We start from the raw sequence: 14,225 nt of genomic DNA, 5'->3' as shown, positions 1-14,225 counted from the left end.
GAGAAATGGAATGAGAAGAAAAGCCCCATTTAAAGTGTTGTCATCATTAGCAATTGCAGCAATTATCGGATGCACATCTGTAATGAGTGCGCCGTTAGCATATGCAGAAACGCCAGCAAAAGAGAAAGAGAATGTGTCTACAACGCCAATTGATTACAATTTAATTCAAGAAGATCGTTTAGCGGAAGCTTTGAAAGAAAGAGGAACAATTAATCCAGCATCTTCTAAAGAAGAGACGAAAAAGGCTGTCGAGCAATATATTGAAAAGAAACAAGGAGATCAGGCGAACAAAGAAATTCTTCCAGATGCTCACTCACAAGAAACGTCTGATTTCACAAAAAAAGTAAAAGAGAAAAAGATGGAAGAAAAGGAAAATGTAAAAAAGACTGAAAAAAATATTAATCTTGAGCAAAAGCCAGAACCAAATAAAAAGCAATTAAATGGGCAAGTTCCAACTTCAAAAGCAAAGCAAGCTCCATATAAAGGATCTGTTCGATCGGATAAAGTATTAGTGCTACTCGTTGAATTTAGTGATTATAAACATAATAATATTGATCAAACACCAGGTTATATGTATTCGAAAGACTTTAGTAGAGAACATTATCAAAAGATGTTGTTCGGTAAGGAGCCTTATACATTATTTGATGGTTCAAAAGTAAAAACGTTTAAACAATACTATGAAGAGCAGTCTGGTGGTAGTTATACGACAGACGGATATGTAACGGAGTGGCTAACAGTTCCAGGAAAAGCATCTGATTATGGAGCTGATGGTAGCAGTGGTCACGATAATAAAGGTCCGAAAGGTGCACGTGATTTAGTGAAAGAAGCTTTGCATGCAGCTGCTGAGAAAGGACTAGATTTATCTCAGTTTGATCAGTTTGATAGATATGATACAAACGGGGATGGGAATCAAAATGAACCTGACGGTGTAATTGATCATTTAATGGTAATCCATGCTGGTGTTGGTCAAGAAGCAGGTGGTGGTAAATTAGGTGATGATGCGATCTGGTCACATCGTTCAAAATTAGCAGTAGATCCAGTAGCGATTGAAGGTACAAAATCAAAAGTAGATTACTTTGGTGGAAAAGTAGCAGCACATGATTACACAATTGAACCAGAAGATGGAGCTGTAGGTGTGTTTGCGCATGAATTTGGACATGATCTTGGATTACCAGATGAATATGACACGAAATATACTGGAAATGGTTCACCTGTCGAAGCTTGGTCATTAATGAGTGGAGGTAGTTGGACAGGAAAAATCGCAGGAACGGAGCCGACAAGTTTTTCACCACAAAATAAAGACTTCTTACAAAAGAATATGGGTGGCAACTGGGCAAAAATATTAGAAGTAGATTACGATAAAATTAAGAGTGGTGTGGGAGTTCCTACCTATATTGATCAAAGTGTTACGAAATCAAATCGTCCAGGCGTTGTACGTGTTAACTTACCAGGTAAAAGTGTTGAAACGATTAAACCGGAGTTTGGAAAGCATGCATATTATAGTACAAGAGGCGATGATATGCATACAACGTTAGAGACACCATTCTTTGATTTAACAAAAGGAACAAATGCAAAATTCGATTATAAAGCAAATTATGAGTTAGAAGCAGAGTGCGATTTCGTCGAAGTACATGCAGTAACAGAAGATGGAACGAAGACGTTAATTGATAGACTTGGAGAAAAAGCAGTCCAAGGAGATAAAGATACAACAGATGGGAAATGGATTGATAAATCATATGATTTAAGTCAATTTAAAGGCAAAAAAGTGAAACTACAATTAGACTATATTACAGATCCGGCTGTAACATATAAAGGTTTTGCGATGGACAATGTAAATGTAACTGTTGATGGACAAGTTGTATTTTCTGATGATGCAGAAGGACAGTCTAAAATGAATTTAAATGGTTTTGTTGTTTCTGATGGGACAGAGAAGAAAGCTCATTATTACTACTTAGAGTGGAGAAACTATGCGGGATCAGATAATGGTTTAAAAGCAGGAAAAGGTCCAGTGTATAATACAGGTCTTGTCGTTTGGTATGCAGATGATAGTTTCAAAGATAACTGGGTTGGGGTGCATCCAGGTGAAGGATTCCTTGGTGTTGTAGATTCTCATCCAGAAGCGCTAGTTGGTAATTTAAACGGAAAACCAGCATACGGTAATACGGGCATGCAAATTGCAGATGCTGCATTTTCATTTGATAAAACACCAGCATGGAGTGTAAATTCATTAACACGTGGTCAGTTTAACTATTCTGGATTACAAGGTGTTACAACTTTTGATGATTCAAAAGTATATAGTAACAAGCAAATTGCAGATGCAGGAAGAAAAGTTCCAAACCTTGGACTTAAATTCCAAGTTGTTGGACAGGCAGAAGATAAATCGGCAGGCGCTGTTTGGATTAAACGTTAATAACATAAAAGCACATTCTTCATATGAAGAGTGTGCTTTTTAATTTGTACAGTAAGTTATTATTTTAGTTTATGTAATACAAGTGTTTATTCATGTGTAGTGTATCAAATTATGTGGGGAAAGGAAATATTTCCGAGGAAATTGTCGAAGTATCGTCGGTATTTATAAACTTTCTTTTTAAAAGAAGCGATGTATTATTGCCTTTACGGCTCAATTTATTTACATTGTTATTTGGTTATACACAAAAGTAATATATTGGGCAAAAAAGAGTTCTATTCAATAGGGCTCTTTTTATAGATAGAAAGGAGTAAGCGATAAATGAAAGAAGTTATTGAATGTCCACAGTGTGAAGGGGATATTACTGTACAGCATATTATTGATCTCCCGCATCCTTTTTCATTAAGGTGTCCACATTGTAAGGTGAAGTTGAAAGAAATAAGGGTAACGCCATGTTTAATATTAGCGATGATTTGTATAATTCCATTGTTTATTATTATTGGAGAGAGTATTAAGGAATTACTAGTAAAATATTTTTCTATTGTAGACAATGTACCAACTGTACTTATTTTCTTTTTATTTTGTTATCCATTGTATTATTTCTATGAAAAATATAATGCTATATTGTTTATTAAATATGGTTTGCTGAAAGTTAAAAGTTAAATTGAATAGGAGATTATCATTATGCTTTGGAAAATATATTTAGTTATTGTAGCAATGTTAGCTATTATTTCGTTAGTAAGGGGTATGTTTCAAACACCAATTCAAAAGTTTGACTTTGTAGTATCTATTATTACGTGGATAGGGCTCTTTGGTTTTGTATTTGATATACAAATATTAACCTCAATTGTTTGGAAATGTATCTTCTTGTTTAGCGTCATTTGGACTTTAACTGCAGTTTTTGTTTTTCGTTTATATGAAGAGCGAGATGAGCCATTACCTTTTATATTTAAATTAATTGGCATTATTCCAACGCTTCCATTATATTACGGATTATATCAATATGCATTTTAAAAAAGACAACGATGGATTATCCCATCATTGTCTTTTTTACTTTGCTTCTTACATAAATCATCCCAGCAAATGTTAATAAAAATGCTGTCCCGATAATGAAGCTGATGCTAGGTGATGCTCCGATTGCGCCGACTGTAAAGGAGCCAGCAACAACTCCTAATGAGAAGAAGGCATAAAATAATCCGAATGCCTTTCCGCGATTATCGTCTGTAGTATTTTCAACGAGTAAAGCGTTAATAGACGGAAAGAGGATTGCGAATCCAATTCCATAAATCATCATTACGATAAAGAGCATACCTTTTGTAGCAAATAATCCGAGTAAAGATAATGCGAATGCCATAACTGCAATTCCGATTAGCATTAGTTTCGAACGATTAAATCGATCGTAAATACGATTTGTTGGAAGCAAGAAGAAGAGGATAGCAGTAATACCGAATACACTTAACATCATGCCTGTTGTAGATGCTTTAAGCGCTAATGCCTCAACTTTTACTGGTAACATATAAGTGACAATCCCTTGTGAAAACATTAATGTGAAAGCACCAATATATGCTTGTAATAACGGTTCTGATTTTAAAAGTTCAACCATATCTTCTTTGTTCATCATTTGCGTTCTTGATGTATCTTTTCTTGATACGTTATTTGGTAAGAAGAATAGAGATACGATCGTACCAAGAGCCATTAAAATAGAAATAGTAATGAAGACCCACTCTACGCCAGCTGTTGCTTTCATAATACCGCTGAAAGCAGGTCCTACGATTGCGGCTGTTCCAACAGCAGCACCAGATAGAGCCATTGCTTTTCCTTGTCTTTTTGCATTTGTTTGTTTTGATAAAAATGTAAAGGCAGCAGGAATTAAAAAGCCATCACTAAATCCATGCATAAAGCGCACAACTAATAGTTGTTCACCACTTTGAACAACGGTGTATAACAAGACTATGAAACTCGTAATTCCCATGCTTATATAAAGGATTTTTTTTGCACCAAATTTATCGACAGCGGCTCCAGCAATAATATTACCGATCATATTAGCGAATGAGTACATACCGACAACTAGCCCGATAATAAGAGGAGTTCCTCCAAGGCTTTGAGCGAAAGTACTCATAATAGGTAATTGTGAAAATGTATCTAAAAATGCCACGATAACGATAAAGTAAATAAAATATTTCAAGCGATATTCACCTCTCCTATGCTATTATGGCACAATGCTAATTTCACCTGCAATGAAATTGAATTAACAGATGTGGAAAAAAGTACAAAGTGACAAAATATTGAACGTTATTTGTAAAAAATTAGTGGGAATGTGATTGTTTTTTTGAAATATATGGATAGAAGTATTATAATAGAATTGTAAACTTCACCAGGTTAAGTATATACATAGAGAGGGATGTATAAAATGAAAGCACTACTTTGGCATAATCAACGTGATGTACGAGTAGAAGAAGTACCAGAACCAACAGTAAAACCAGGAACAGTGAAAATCAAAGTTAAATGGTGTGGTATTTGTGGGACAGACTTGCATGAATATTTAGCAGGGCCTATTTTTATTCCAACAGAAGAACATCCATTAACACATGTGAAAGCACCTGTTATTTTAGGTCATGAGTTTAGTGGTGAGGTAATAGAGATTGGTGAAGGAGTTACATCTCATAAAGTGGGAGACCGCGTTGTTGTAGAGCCAATTTATTCTTGTGGTAAATGTGAAGCTTGTAAACATGGACATTACAATGTTTGTGAACAACTTGTTTTCCACGGTCTTGGCGGAGAAGGCGGCGGTTTCTCTGAATATACAGTAGTACCAGAAGATATGGTTCATCACATTCCAGATGAAATGACGTATGAACAAGGTGCGCTTGTAGAACCAGCAGCAGTAGCAGTTCATGCAGTACGTCAAAGTAAATTAAAAGAAGGGGAAGCTGTAGCGGTATTTGGTTGCGGTCCAATTGGACTTCTTGTTATCCAAGCAGCTAAAGCAGCAGGAGCAACTCCTGTTATTGCAGTTGAACTTTCTAAAGAACGTCAAGAGTTAGCGAAATTAGCAGGTGCGGATTATGTATTAAATCCAGCAACTCAAGATGTGTTAGCTGAAATTCGTAACTTAACAAATGGTTTAGGTGTAAATGTTAGCTTTGAAGTAACAGGTGTTGAAGTTGTACTACGCCAAGCGATTGAAAGTACAAGCTTCGAAGGACAAACTGTAATTGTTAGTGTATGGGAAAAAGACGCAACAATTACTCCAAATAACTTAGTATTAAAAGAAAAAGAAGTTATTGGTATTTTAGGATACCGTCACATCTTCCCAGCTGTTATTAAATTAATTAGCTCTGGTCAAATTCAAGCAGAGAAATTAATTACGAAAAAAATTACAGTCGATCAAGTTGTTGAAGAAGGATTTGAAGCACTTGTAAAAGATAAAACCCAAGTGAAAATTCTTGTTTCACCTAAATAAGATAGAATCGAAAAAAGTAGCCCTTTTCTAGAAATAGAAGAGGGCTACTTTTTTTCTGTACAGAAAGGTGATAGACTTTCCTGTAACTAAAGGTATTTTGTTTGGAAGGGGAAGTCTAATGCTTTCATTTATGTTGACATTGAAACGGATGCTAAAAGCTTGTTTGCGAGCATGGAAAGATAAAGAATTTCAAGTGTTATTCGTATTAACAATTTTGACATTAATATCTGGTACAATCTTTTATAGTACAGTGGAGGGGTTACGTCCTCTGGATGCTTTATATTTTAGCGTTGTGACGCTGACTACTGTCGGTGATGGGCAATTTAGTCCCCAAACTGACTTCGGAAAGATATTTACGATATTATACATATTTATAGGGATCGGATTAGTGTTTGGATTTATACATAAGTTGGCAGTTAATGTACAATTGCCAAGTATATTATCGAATAGAAAAAAAGAGTAAAGCATGTATATGCTTTACTCTTTTTTTACATTAGTTTAGACAAGCCTTAATAATAGTTTATTAAAATGAAAGTGTATTCATTCATTATATTCACTGTGTATAAAGTTATAATGATATGAACATTTGCATATTTTAATTTAGTGATAGAAATTTCGTGAAAGGTGGGATATTCTAGTCATAGGTTAACCGGACGACATCATAGGATCCTAACAAAATGTTTACAATAATTCAATTATAAAATGGAGGATTTTATATGAAAAAGAAAGTACTTGCTTTAGCGGCAGCTATTACATTAGTTGCTCCATTACAAAGTGTTGCATTTGCTCATGAAAATGATGGGGGACAGAGATTTGGAGTTATTCCACGCTGGTCTGCTGAAGATAAACATAAAGAAGGCGTGAATTCTCATTTATGGATTGTAAACCGTGCAATTGATATTATGTCTCGTAATACAACACTTGTAAAACAAGATCGAGTTGCACTATTAAATGAATGGCGTACTGAGTTAGAGAACGGTATTTATGCTGCTGACTATGAAAATCCTTATTATGATAATAGCACATTTGCTTCACATTTCTATGACCCTGACAATGGGAAAACTTATATTCCGTATGCAAAGCAGGCAAAGGAAACTGGAGCTAAATATTTTAAATTAGCTGGTGAGTCTTACAAAAATAAAGATATGAAACAAGCATTCTTCTATTTAGGCTTATCTCTTCATTATTTAGGGGATGTAAACCAACCGATGCATGCGGCAAACTTTACGAACCTTTCGTATCCACAAGGATTCCATTCTAAATATGAAAACTTTGTAGATACGATAAAAGATAATTATAAAGTAACGGATGGAAATGGATATTGGAACTGGAAAGGTACGAATCCAGAAGATTGGATTCATGGAGCGGCAGTAGTTGCGAAACAAGATTACGCTGGCATTGTAAATGATAATACGAAAGATTGGTTCGTAAGAGCAGCTGTATCACAAGAATATGCAGATAAATGGCGCGCTGAAGTTACACCAATGACAGGTAAGCGTTTAATGGATGCACAACGTGTTACTGCTGGATACATTCAGCTTTGGTTTGATACGTACGGAAATCGTTAAGTATTTGAAAAAGGTCAAATCTCAGAATAGAGTATTTGGCCTTTTTATTACTATACAATACATGGAGGTATGAAACGTGAAAGGTAAATTGCTAAAAGGTGTACTTAGCTTAGGGGTTGGTTTAGGAGCTTTATATAGCGGAACTTCAGCTCAAGCAGAAGCATCTACAAATCAAAATGATACATTAAAAGTGATGACGCATAATGTATATATGCTATCAACAAACTTATATCCGAACTGGGGACAAACTGAGCGTGCTGATTTAATCGGGGCGGCAGATTATATAAAGAATCAAGATGTTGTTATATTAAATGAAGTGTTTGATAATAGCGCTTCAGATCGTTTATTAGGCAATTTGAAGAAAGAATATCCAAATCAAACAGCAGTATTAGGTCGTAGTAGTGGAAGCGAATGGGATAAAACGTTAGGAAACTATTCATCTTCAACTCCTGAAGATGGTGGCGTTGCGATTGTGAGTAAATGGCCAATCGCTGAAAAAATTCAATATGTATTTGCAAAAGGATGCGGGCCAGATAATTTATCGAATAAAGGATTTGTATACACGAAAATTAAGAAAAATGATCGTTTCGTTCACGTGATTGGGACGCATTTGCAGGCTGAAGATAGTATGTGCGGAAAAACTTCACCAGCATCTGTACGTACGAACCAATTAAAAGAAATTCAAGATTTTATTAAAAATAAAAATATACCAAATAATGAGTATGTGTTAATTGGTGGTGATATGAACGTAAATAAGATAAATGCAGAGAACAATAATGATTCAGAGTATGCATCTATGTTTAAAACATTGAACGCTTCTGTACCATCTTATACTGGACATACAGCGACTTGGGATGCAACGACAAACAGTATTGCAAAATATAATTTCCCTGATAGTCCTGCCGAATATTTAGATTATATTATTGCAAGCAAAGACCATGCGAACCCATCATATATAGAGAATAAGGTGTTACAGCCGAAATCTCCACAATGGACTGTTACATCGTGGTTCCAACAATATACGTATAATGATTACTCTGATCATTATCCAGTAGAGGCGACTATTTCTATGAAGTAGTTTCAAAAAGTTTCTTCGTAAAGAAGAAACTTTTTTTATTTGCAAACAGGAAAATCATACTTTCTTTCCAATATGTATAAGACATATTGAAAAGAGGAGAGAAAAATGTGGATCGAGGAATTTTTAAAGAAGTTCCATTACCGTGTGCATTTTTGGATGAAGTGGCTTTAGATAGAAATATTCAATCGATTATAGAGTTAAGTGGAAATAAGAAGATTCGTATAGCGAGTAAATCGTTACGTTCTGTTCCGATTATGCAAAAGATTTTAGCTGCAAATGATCGATTTCAAGGTATTATGTGCTTTTCACCTAGAGAGGTTTTATTTTTAATAGAACAAGGATTTAATGATTTATTGCTCGGATATCCTGCTTATGATGAGAGAGCTTTGTATGAAATTAGTTTGCTAACAAAGAAAGGTTTCATTATAACTTGTATGGTGGATTGTGAAGAGCATATTGTGTATTTAGAAAAAATTGCTGAGAAATCTAAAGGATGTTTTCGTGTTTGTTTGGATATTGATATGAGTAGTCGTTTCTTTCAATTTCATTTTGGTGTACAAAGATCCCCAGTAAAAAATGTGCAGGATGCGTTGAAAGTAGTAGAAAAGGTGAGAAGGTCATCATATTTAATGTTAGATGGTGTGATGGGTTATGAAGCTCAAATTGCTGGGGTGGGAGACCATATACCGAATCAATGGCTGAAAAGTAAAGTGATTTCGTATTTAAAGCAGAAATCAGTGCTAGAAGTGAAAGAAAGAAGAGAATATATTGTAAAAGCAATACAAAAACTTGGTATTGAGCTAAGGTTTGTAAATGGAGGCGGAACAGGAAGCATAAAAACAACTGAGAAAGATAATTCAGTTTCAGAGATTACAATAGGTTCTGCTTTTTATTCTCCGAAGCTGTTTGATTATTATAAAGAGGTGAAATTTCATCCAGCGGTCGGATTTGCTTTACCGGTTGTGCGTAAACCAGTCCCGTTTATTTACACTTGCCTAGGTGGTGGATATATTGCTTCAGGAGCAGTTGGAAAAGATAAAGAGCCTGAAGTTTGGAGACCAAAGGGTGCAAAACTATTAGCTTTAGAAGGTGCTGGCGAGGTACAAACGCCAATTTTTTATAACGGCGAGGAACGAGTGGACATAGGAGAGTCCATTTTGTTTCGTCATAGTAAGGCTGGTGAATTATGTGAGCGCTTTCCTTTTTTGTATCGTGTTAAACAAGGAGAGATTATTGGGGAGTATTCAACATATCGGGGGGATGGCCAATGCTTTCTATAAAGGGACAAAAGTGGAGGAATTGGACAGGGAATGTAGAAGGAACGCCGCATTATACGATGTATCCAGAAAGTATACAAGATGTAGTAGAAGTAGTGGGGCTTGCACGAAAAAAGGGGCGGAAAATTCGTGTTGTTGGTTCAGGACACTCGTTTACACCCCTTGTGCAAACCGAAGAAGTTTTAGTTTCTTTAGATGAATTGAAGGGCATTGTGAATATTGATGAAGAGAAGATGGTCGCTGAAGTGTGGGCAGGAACAAAGTTATATGATTTAGGGAAGTTACTTGAGGAAAAAGGTTATGCGCAAGAAAATTTAGGGGATATTGATTCACAATCTATTGCAGGAGCGATTAGTACGGGGACTCATGGAACGGGCATTACCTTTGGGAGTTTATCAACACAAGTTATAGAGATTACGGCCGTTTTATCTAATGGTGAGAGTATAGTTTGTTCGGAAGCTGAGAACGTAGAATATTGGAGAGCGTTTCAGTTGTCACTTGGAATGTTAGGTATCATTGTAAAGATAAAATTGAAGGTTATTCCAGCGTATTCACTCGTTTATGAAAGTGAAAAACAGTCATTATCTACTGTAATGAACAAACTAGAAGAGTATAAGAAGCATCGTCACTTTGAATTTTTCGTTTTTCCTTATTCTGATGAAGTACAAGTAAAACTTACGAACGAAACAACGAATACAGGCAGTGATTTGAAATGGCATAAACTAAAGGTGGAGTTACTTGAAAATAGGATGTTCTCTTTGCTATCTAAAGGGTGTAAATGGTTTCCTTCTATAAGTAAAGGAGTGAGTCGATTATCAGCTAAGGCTGTACCAAACACAAAAATAATTGGCCCGAGCTATGAAGTATTTGCTACATCACGTACGGTACCATTTTATGAAATGGAGTATAGCATTCCTTCAAAGTATATGAGGACGGTTGTAGAAGAAATCTCAAATCTTATTGAAAAGAAAAAGTATAAGGTGCACTTCCCGATCGAATGCCGCTATGTGAAAGGTGATGATATATGGCTTAGTCCAGCCTATGGAAGAGATTCAGCGTATATCGCTGTTCATATGTATAAAGGTATGAAATATGCTGCTTACTTTGGCGAAGTGGAAAAAATTTTTCTGAAGTATGAAGGGCGTCCGCATTGGGGGAAAATGCATACATTATCGTATGAGCAATTACAAGATATATATCCAGAGTTTCATTCGTTTTTACAGGCGAGGAAGTCTCTAGATGAACTTGGAATGTTTTTTAATCCTTATGCAGAAAAGTTATTTATCCCGCTATTTGCTGGGCAGTAAGACCCCCACTGATTAAAGTTTCACATTATGTATATAAAAAAGCTGACAAATAATTATTTGTCAGCTTTTTTTAGTGTAATTGCATTTCTTGTATGACTAATCTGTTCATAAAATAGTAGTTTATCACGGCTAAATACATGCAGTAAAACATGAATAATGAATAGGCCGTTAATGATAAATAGGAATAACAATGTAACGAGTAATACTAAAGGTTCTGTATGATTTAACATAGAGCTACTAGAAAGAATATAATTGATTCCGCCTAACGCAAAATAAAATATACCGTAGCGAATAAATAGTTCTTTTAATGTAATACGATCTGATTTTCCTTTCAAATGAATGCGAAGCAATGCTTTCCCAATTGTTTTTCCATTTGTAAAGTATGGAATAAGAATAAAATACATAAGGATTGAACACGTAATGAAAATGAGCTCATACATATTCGTGTAAGATTGCATATTAGAAACGAAGAAAGAATTTCCTTTGTTTTTAACGACAGGTACGACGATAGATAAGAAAATCCAATCAATTTGCATCGCGATAAGGCGACGAATGAATCCGACTGGTTTCGTTTCCAAATCAATATGACTATCTAACTCGTTTGTCTTCGGAAGGAAGTACGTAAATATTGGTGCAATGATAAAACCAATTACGCCACCTAATGTATTTAAAAACAAATCATCGATATCAAATAATCGGTATGCACAATTGTATATACCGTATAATCCAGTCACTTGTGTTAGCTCGAAAAATAGTGAAAGGAAAAAGGAAATGCAAATTGTTTGTAAGAAACTACGTCGGAAATAATAACGTAAGTAAATACCGAATGGAACAGTTAATAGAACATTAAATGCAACTTGTAAAAACGCAGACTCTTTTAATAAGTAGAAATAAGTAGCTGGTTTCGTTAAAACTGCCGATGTATGACTACTAATCTCTTGTATGAAATAAAATGGTGAGAGTTGCATGTGTTGTGTATTAGCTGGTTGTAGGCTACAAGTATCAAACGTTTGTGGTAACGGCAAAATAACAAGAAAATAGGCATTTAATAAGTAAAGTAATAATGAGTATAAAATAAATGAGCGCCATTTATTTAAATAACCGTATTTTCGATAATTAAATATTAAAAAAGGGATTAAAAGAAACATTGCTAAAAAGGGAAATAAAATAAATGCTGTTTTTACTGGAAATAAATATGCAGTCAAAGTAAAACTCCTTTCAATGAAAATTCGTTTATCATTATAGCGCTAAAAATATTTAAATACAAAATTAAAATATTTCGAAATAGAAATAATTACTAATTTTATAGGAATTAAGTTATAATAAATTTAATATGAGGATATTATGATTATATAAGTTGAGAGAGGGTACAAGAGATGCGATATGAACTTTTTTCTGTAAGTGGGGATCATATTACGACTTTTGAAAGTGCATGGCGTTTTCAGGAGGGAGAACAGATTTTTGTTCATGATGATCAAACAAAAAGAAACTTTATTATTATTCGTCTGACGCATGATGTATTTCAACAAAATAAACATGTTATTCGTTTGTATTGTCAAGAGAAGAAAGTGTATGCATAAGAGAAGCCCTCTTACAGTATGAAAAGTAAGAGGGGCCTTATCTCGTTATTTGTGAACAGCCCGATTGATGAGAGCTGATTAAAGTTTCACTTTATCATTTTGCCCCTCGTAAGGAATAAAAAGAGAAGGGTTAATGTACATAGCTAGCATTTGATTTGGAAGAAAGGATATAGCTTTGTATTTTGCGCTTCAAAGTTACATTTCTTTCTCTTTGAGAAAGCCATGTATGGTAATCTTGTTGTGTTTTCCATAACATACGAATCATATATTCTGCCTTATCATTTGTACGATGAACATGTGAAAACTCTATGTTAATACAACCGTTCGTTCCGGGAGAAGGATAATATTGTTTAAGCCCATAAAGAAGCTCACTTTCATATCCGTACTTAATATGAATGAGTTTAGTAACAATAAACATATAAACACCTCTTTTACGATAATAGTAGGAAAGATAGCTTTACTATAATAGTGAACTTAAATGATATCATACTATTCAGAAAATTCAAAGTAAATGATAGATTTTAACTTAATACAGGTGTAAAAAAGCGAGTCATTCTATTACACTAGATGACTCGCTTTCAATTTGTAAGTTTTACTTTATAAGAAAATAAGAGTAAGTACACCTACGATAATACAATAGAAAGAGAAATATTTTAAATTTCCTTTTGCCATAATGTTCATAAACCATTTTAGTGAAATATACGTCATGATAAATGTTGCGATGAATGCAACGACATATGGTACGAATAATGTGTCTAGATTTGGATCATTTGCAATGTCTGTAATGCTTAACAATAAGCCACCTAAGCTAACAGGAATGTATAGTAAGAATGAGAAGCGAAGAGCTGTTTCTTGCTTCATACCAAGTAACATTGCTGCTACGATTGTGGCACCAGATCGGCTTATTCCGGGAATCAGTGCGCAAGCTTGTGCTAATCCGACGATGATTGCATCTTTCATAGAAAGGTCGCCATCATTTTTACGACCGCGTAAATTTCTAATAATCCAAAGGCCGACAGCAGTAATAAGAAGGGAAATCCCAACCATCTTCACACCTTTTAAGTACTGATCGATGTAATCTTTAAATAAAACACCAATAACACCTGCTGGAATGGTTGCAATAACAAGATAAATAATAAAGAAGAAATCTGATTTTGCGTCTTCTGCTCTTGTAAATATATAAGAGAGACCATTCTTCGTTAGACGAATTAAATCATTTCTATAAATAAGTAATACAGCTAATAATGAAGCTGAATTAACAAGTAGTTCGAAGCTAAACCCTTCTATTTTTAGTCCTAGCAAATGTTGTGCTAAAACGAGATGACCACTTGAAGAAATCGGAATTGGTTCTGTTAGTCCTTGGAACAGACCGAGAATTAAATATTTTAAAACGTAGTAAAATTGTTCCATAATAACCTCCTTGTTTATTAGTTGAAAGAAACAACTTTTCCATTATAACAAAGATATGGATGAATATTGAAAAGAAATAAATATTCGAAATAAAATAAAAATCCCTCATAGCAGTATAAGGGATTTTTATTTTTA

14 protein-coding genes are annotated in these 14,225 nt (G+C 34.6%); 10 read left to right on the top strand and 4 right to left on the bottom strand.

Going from position 1 to position 14,225, the window contains the following annotated elements; all coding sequences use genetic code 11:
• Positions 1-10: 10 nt before the first annotated feature.
• The 3 genes from inhA2 to IBT51_RS19145 all read left to right on the top strand — a co-directional run bounded on the left by inhA2 (position 11) and on the right by IBT51_RS19145 (position 3,421).
• Positions 11-2,410, top strand: a complete 2,400-nt coding sequence (gene inhA2 / locus IBT51_RS19155) for a M6 family metalloprotease immune inhibitor InhA2 (RefSeq protein WP_075719438.1) — start codon at positions 11-13, stop codon at positions 2,408-2,410.
• Positions 2,411-2,728: 318 nt separating this feature from the next.
• The gene (locus IBT51_RS19150) at positions 2,729-3,070 is read left to right on the top strand and encodes a hypothetical protein (protein WP_000665754.1); all 342 of its coding nucleotides are present in this window, start codon (positions 2,729-2,731) and stop codon (positions 3,068-3,070) included.
• A gap of 21 nt (positions 3,071-3,091) precedes the next feature.
• On the top strand, positions 3,092-3,421 hold the full coding sequence (locus IBT51_RS19145) for a hypothetical protein (RefSeq protein WP_000964465.1): 330 nt from the start codon (positions 3,092-3,094) through the stop codon (positions 3,419-3,421).
• A gap of 16 nt (positions 3,422-3,437) precedes the next feature.
• On the opposite strand, the gene IBT51_RS19140 is transcribed toward IBT51_RS19145, so the two are convergent.
• The gene (locus tag IBT51_RS19140) at positions 3,438-4,592 is read right to left on the bottom strand and encodes an MFS transporter (RefSeq protein WP_000873271.1); all 1,155 of its coding nucleotides are present in this window, start codon (positions 4,590-4,592) and stop codon (positions 3,438-3,440) included.
• A 225-nt stretch (positions 4,593-4,817) separates the two neighbouring features.
• Between IBT51_RS19140 and bdhA the strand changes: the two genes are divergently transcribed.
• From bdhA to IBT51_RS19110, 6 genes are all read left to right on the top strand, one after another.
• Positions 4,818-5,870, top strand: a complete 1,053-nt coding sequence (gene bdhA / locus IBT51_RS19135) for a (R,R)-butanediol dehydrogenase (RefSeq protein WP_000645827.1) — start codon at positions 4,818-4,820, stop codon at positions 5,868-5,870.
• A 118-nt stretch (positions 5,871-5,988) separates the two neighbouring features.
• Positions 5,989-6,333, top strand: coding sequence for a potassium channel family protein (locus IBT51_RS19130; RefSeq protein WP_000948244.1), 345 nt, complete (start codon positions 5,989-5,991; stop codon positions 6,331-6,333).
• A gap of 253 nt (positions 6,334-6,586) precedes the next feature.
• On the top strand, positions 6,587-7,438 hold the full coding sequence (gene cerA, locus IBT51_RS19125) for a phospholipase CerA (protein ID WP_000730997.1): 852 nt from the start codon (positions 6,587-6,589) through the stop codon (positions 7,436-7,438).
• A gap of 76 nt (positions 7,439-7,514) precedes the next feature.
• Positions 7,515-8,516 (top strand): sphingomyelinase C, encoded by a 1,002-nt coding sequence (sph, locus tag IBT51_RS19120; protein ID WP_200458530.1) that lies wholly within the window; start codon positions 7,515-7,517, stop codon positions 8,514-8,516.
• A 107-nt stretch (positions 8,517-8,623) separates the two neighbouring features.
• Entirely contained in the window at positions 8,624-9,796 is a 1,173-nt protein-coding gene (locus tag IBT51_RS19115; RefSeq protein ID WP_088021841.1) for an amino acid deaminase/aldolase, read from the top strand.
• Positions 9,784-11,100, top strand: coding sequence for a D-arabinono-1,4-lactone oxidase (locus IBT51_RS19110; RefSeq protein ID WP_065229759.1), 1,317 nt, complete (start codon positions 9,784-9,786; stop codon positions 11,098-11,100). The genes IBT51_RS19115 and IBT51_RS19110 overlap by 13 nt, the downstream gene beginning before the upstream one ends.
• Before the next feature lie 53 nt (positions 11,101-11,153).
• Here IBT51_RS19110 and IBT51_RS19105 read toward each other — a convergent pair whose 3' ends face one another.
• Positions 11,154-12,305: a VanZ family protein gene (locus tag IBT51_RS19105; protein WP_088021840.1), complete on the bottom strand. Its 1,152-nt coding sequence runs from the start codon at positions 12,303-12,305 to the stop codon at positions 11,154-11,156.
• Positions 12,306-12,476: 171 nt separating this feature from the next.
• Here IBT51_RS19105 and IBT51_RS19100 point away from each other — a divergent pair, with 171 nt between their 5' ends.
• Positions 12,477-12,680, top strand: a complete 204-nt coding sequence (locus IBT51_RS19100) for a hypothetical protein (protein WP_001268332.1) — start codon at positions 12,477-12,479, stop codon at positions 12,678-12,680.
• Positions 12,681-12,810: 130 nt separating this feature from the next.
• On the opposite strand, the gene IBT51_RS19095 is transcribed toward IBT51_RS19100, so the two are convergent.
• Both IBT51_RS19095 and IBT51_RS19090 read right to left on the bottom strand, forming a co-directional pair.
• Complete coding sequence (locus IBT51_RS19095) at positions 12,811-13,098, bottom strand: antibiotic biosynthesis monooxygenase (RefSeq protein WP_053565233.1); 288 nt, start codon at positions 13,096-13,098, stop codon at positions 12,811-12,813.
• Positions 13,099-13,277: 179 nt separating this feature from the next.
• Entirely contained in the window at positions 13,278-14,090 is an 813-nt protein-coding gene (locus IBT51_RS19090) for an undecaprenyl-diphosphate phosphatase (RefSeq protein ID WP_000434794.1), read from the bottom strand.
• Between the last annotated feature and the right edge of the window lie 135 nt (positions 14,091-14,225).

The sequence above is a fragment of the Bacillus sp. S71 genome (genome assembly GCF_016625265.1).
Taxonomy (GTDB): Bacteria; Bacillota; Bacilli; order Bacillales; family Bacillaceae_G; genus Bacillus_A; species Bacillus_A cereus.
This window is presented reverse-complemented; position numbering and strand designations above follow the sequence as displayed.